The organism is Pontiella sp., from assembly GCF_041622395.1.
GTDB lineage: Bacteria > Verrucomicrobiota > Kiritimatiellia > Kiritimatiellales > Pontiellaceae > Pontiella.
The window spans coordinates 1-4,302 of sequence record NZ_JBFJYW010000316.1; the positions used below are offsets into that span (position 1 = coordinate 1).

3 protein-coding genes are annotated in these 4,302 nt (G+C 60.1%); 1 reads left to right on the forward strand and 2 read right to left on the reverse strand.

The annotated features are described in order from the left end of the window. Positions 1-2,344 (reverse strand): hypothetical protein (locus ABYO54_RS14630; RefSeq protein WP_372808983.1); only part of this gene is annotated, 2,344 nt, incomplete at its 3' end. Between the two features lie 213 nt (positions 2,345-2,557). Between ABYO54_RS14630 and ABYO54_RS14635 the strand changes: the two genes are divergently transcribed. Continuing rightward, on the forward strand, positions 2,558-3,712 hold the full coding sequence (locus ABYO54_RS14635) for a substrate-binding domain-containing protein (protein ID WP_372808984.1): 1,155 nt from the start codon (positions 2,558-2,560) through the stop codon (positions 3,710-3,712). Here ABYO54_RS14635 and ABYO54_RS14640 read toward each other — a convergent pair. Next, positions 3,709-4,302, reverse strand: a 594-nt coding sequence (locus ABYO54_RS14640) for a sulfatase (RefSeq protein WP_372808985.1), incomplete at its 5' end; no start/stop codon positions are given. The genes ABYO54_RS14635 and ABYO54_RS14640 overlap by 4 nt on opposite strands.

Sequence of the window (4,302 nt, forward strand, 5' to 3'; positions counted from 1 at the left end):
GCTCCGCGCCGCCACTGGCGGCAGCGGTCGTTATGTCATTGTTCCCCGCCTTCACGACAAAGTCCGTCGCCGTCGCCGGCAGGGTGCGGTCCAGGTTCCAGTTTTCGTCATACACGCGCACGGTGCTTCCGCCGTCGAACTGCATGTATTCGCCGGCATCGACCGCCCCCGAAACGGACAGGGTCCCGGTGCCGTTGACCGTGATCAGCGGGTCGTTCAGGGAGGAGGAGCCCTCCTCGACGCGGATGACCACCTGCGGTTCCTGTGCGGCGTTGGGATTGTACAGTTCCAGCGTCGCGCCGGCAGCGATGTTTTGGAAGCGCGGAACCGCACCCCATTCCTGGTCGATATAGATGACGTCATCCTCGCCCGAGGTTCGGCCCATGACGCGGTGCGGCGTAAAGATATACCGCCCGGCGGCGTTGGTGCCGAGCACCAGCACATCCTCGCCCTTCCAGTGGCCGCCGTCCGACGACAAAAAGCCGCTGACGTAGTCCGCATCCGCGTCGTCGAATACGGGGGCCAGCTCGATCCACATCTTAAAGAGATCAAAGGCCGCGCCGGTGAGGCCGTGGCGGTTCAGGATATCCAAGGTCAGCGCGCCGCCGCTTTCACCGGCCGAAAAGCTGGGCCGGCGGCTGCCGTTCCTGATCCCGTCCGACACATCGAAGTGCAGATCCAGGATGCTGGTGGACGTCTCGATGTGGCTGTTTCCTTCGTCATGCAGCCGCAGGCCGATTCGGACATCGTGATAGGCCAGCGCCCCGTTGTCTTTGAGGCCGCTGAACAGCTGTTCGAAGTTGGCGGCCGTGCTTTCCCCGACGCGGCTGGACGTGGTGGGATGATCGACCCGGCTGTAAATGTAGTCGAAAACATCCCGGTCATGCCAGGGCGTGAGCTGCAACTGGGCGGCCCCGTCGTGGTGGATATGGCCCACGTTCACGTCGTCGAGGAACGCGGCGTATTCGGCGCAAATCTCCTCGGCAAGGCTGTTGGTTTCCCCCAAATCGAGCGCGGGGACAAACATGGAGTTTGCCAGATGGTATCCCGCCATCGCGACGGCGGCACCATGCGAGGCGGGGACGGTCGCCCCGTAGCCGCGCGAGCAATTCTCGAGGATCCAAACGTCATCATCGGTGCGGGTGAACCCGCCGACTTTGATGAGCTCCGCACTGTTCTCCGGTCCGATCCGGAAAAAATCATACACCATGCGATTGCCGACGTGCGGGCTGCTGCCGCGCAGGGGAACCGTCGTGCCCGCCGCAGGGCGAAAGCGAACGGTGGTGGTGGATGCGTCGATGGCCTCGTCCAACGTGCCGGTGCCCCAGGTCGCGATGCGCGGGTCCACAAAAGAGGAGGAGAAATAGCGACCATCGTTGGGCCCAATCGAGGGGCTGAGGCTCTTGAGCTGCAGGTGGGCGCCGTAGGGAGCGGGACCGTGGGTCGCCAAATAGTCGCCGTAGGCAATCAGATCCGGCTTGCCGTTGGGGAAAATGTTGGTGTTGACGTCCGTCATGCCGAGGTAATCGAGGTGATATTCGCCTCGCCAGACCGTGGAGAACATATACACACGGGAGGCGCCGCTGGGAATGACATAGGTATCCGTCATCTCGTAGAGCTCCGCTTCGGTCGTCGGCGCAACGCTCACGCGGCTGATGGAGGAAAACTTCTCTTCATACAGATCGACCCAGGCCCGCACATCGTTCGTGGTCCAGCTCGCCTGCCCCGCCGGGCGCACCATGTGTCCGGCCGCATGCTGGGTCGACCAGATTTCGGCCAAAGCCGCATCCAGCTCGTCGCCGGAGAGGGTGCCGTCGTACAGGACAAAACTGCCGCGCGTTCCGTCGGCGCGCGGCGGCGCCCAAAGATAGGGCCAGTTCAGTTCAAGCTCGTCGCCGATGCCGTAGGGCCAGTCCCGGCCCGTGCTGTCGGCCAATCCATTGAGCGGGAAATGGCCGACCTCGTTGTTGCAACTGAGATCCAGGGCAAGCCCCCAGTTGCGGTCCGTTCCAATGCCCTGGACATCGACCAGGTGAATGGCCAGGTGGTTTTCGAAGTCGTCGATGCGAAAGGTGAAACGCGGCAGGCCGTCCGGATGCGATACGGTTATCTCATCGCCCGCGACAGCAATCTGGCCCAGATGCGTGTCCGTGATTCCCCGGCCGTCGAAATAGCGCAGATGGAACCCCGCCGCCGCATGGGCGGCGAACCGGTCGACGCCGCCCAACACCAGCGTGGCCGGTTTGGCGGAAGCATCGAACGTGAGTTCCGATGCGGAAAAGACCCGTCCCGGCAGAACCAAACAACCAAGCCCCAAAATCAACCGCACCAATTTCACATGCATACCTTAGCCACCTCTTGCAGCGCAAAAAATAAGTGAGAACCTACGCCCGTTTGCGGCCAGTTTCCAATCTATTTTCGCCGCACAAGGACCCCAGAACCCGGCCGAAAGTTACGTAACCCGTTCTGTGGAAATCATAGTTTGGATTTTATTTACGGGAACGGTAGATTTGTTTTCAACTAGGTTAGTAAAAGGGATGTCTTCAGAGGAGAAATCATGGCACCACCGAAAGTAGCGGTACTGGTTGACACTTCAACCAGTTGGGGGCGGCGCATCGTGCGCGGGGTTTTTGACTTTACCGCCGAACATGCTCCCTGGGATGTCCTGATCGAGCCCAAGGGTCAGAACGAGGAACTCCACCTCGCGCCCGATGTGGAATTCGACGGAATCATTGCCCGCGTTTCCAATCCCAAACTGGCGCAGGAAATCCGTGAACGGAAGATTCCGGCGATTAATATTTCGGGCTTGGTTATAGAGGGCGCCGACTTTCCCCGCGTCACCGTCGACTGGGCGGCGTGTGCCGAGATGGCCGAAAACCACTTCCGCGACCGGGCCATAAACAACTTCGCCTACGTCGGCCCCATCCACCTTGCCCACGTCCAGATGCATGAGCAGGTCTTTGAAAAGCTGCTGGAGGAACATGATTCGACCTGCCATATCTTCCAGCCGAAAACCAATATCGACCGCACGGTGCCCTCGACGGCGTGGAAAGAGGAGCTGATTCCCTGGCTGGAATCGTTGCCGAAACCGGTTGGCATTTATGCGTGGGGATTTCAAGTTGGCCGCGATATTGCCAGTGCATGCCACCACGCCGGCATTCCGATTCCGCACGATGTCGCCATTCTGGGAAGCGACTACGACGAACTTTTCAATGAGGCCTGCCACCCGGCCCTTTCCGGCATTATCAGCCCATCGAGAAAAGTCGGATATCTTGCCGCCCGAAATCTGGACCTGCTGATGAACGGCCGGAAGCTGAAAGAAAAAAGCACGTTTGTGGCTCCCGAGGAGATCGAGGAACGCCTCTCCACGGATACCCTGGCCATCGATGATCCGCAATTCCTGCAGGTGCTCACCTACCTGCGGAAACATGCCTGCGAAAACATCCATGTCAACGACATCCTCAACAAGGTTCCCATGGGCCGGCGTTCGCTCGAACGGCGGTTTATGCAAATCCTGGGACGTTCGCCGGCCCAGGAGATCCGGCGCCTTCGCATTAATCAGGCGCGTCGCCTGCTGACGCAAACCAACCGCACCATGGAGGAGATCGCAGAGGCGTGCGGTTTCCCGAGCTACAACTATCTCGGCAACGTTTTTAAAAAGGAGACCGGGATCTCGCCCGGACGTTACCGGTCCCGATCCCGCGAACTCTAATCCTGCCGGACGGCGGCCTTCCACGTTTCGAGTTCCGACGCCAACCCGCCGGCCACCTCAGGGTATTGGGAATAAAGGTTGGTGGTTTCGCCGGGATCCTTTTCCAGGTCGTACAGGAAGGTTCCTTTGGGCGTGTCGGTGATCTGAAGCTTTGCATTCGGCACTTGTTTTGTGACCAACAGCTTCCACTTTCCTTTGCGGATGGCCCATTCTCGCTTGGTATCCCAGAACAGCGGGCTGCGTTTAATCTCGGCCTTTTCGCCGGTCAACTGCGCGGTCACATCGACTCCGTCAAGCCGCTCCGGCACCGGCGCACCGGCGAGCGCGCAGATCGTCGGGAATAGATCCATGGTGCTGGCCGGTGCCGCGACAACCGCTCCCTTCGAATACTTTTTGGGGAAATTGGCCATCATCGGCACGCGCGTTCCCCCTTCGAAGAGCGTGTATTTTCCCCCTTTGTAGATGCCGTTCCGGGCATAGGTGACGAGCGATCCGCCATTGTCGCTCACGAGGAACACGGCGGTATTCTTGTCGATCCCCAGCGCCTTGAGTTCATCCATCACCCGGCCGATCTCGCGGTCGAGGTAAAA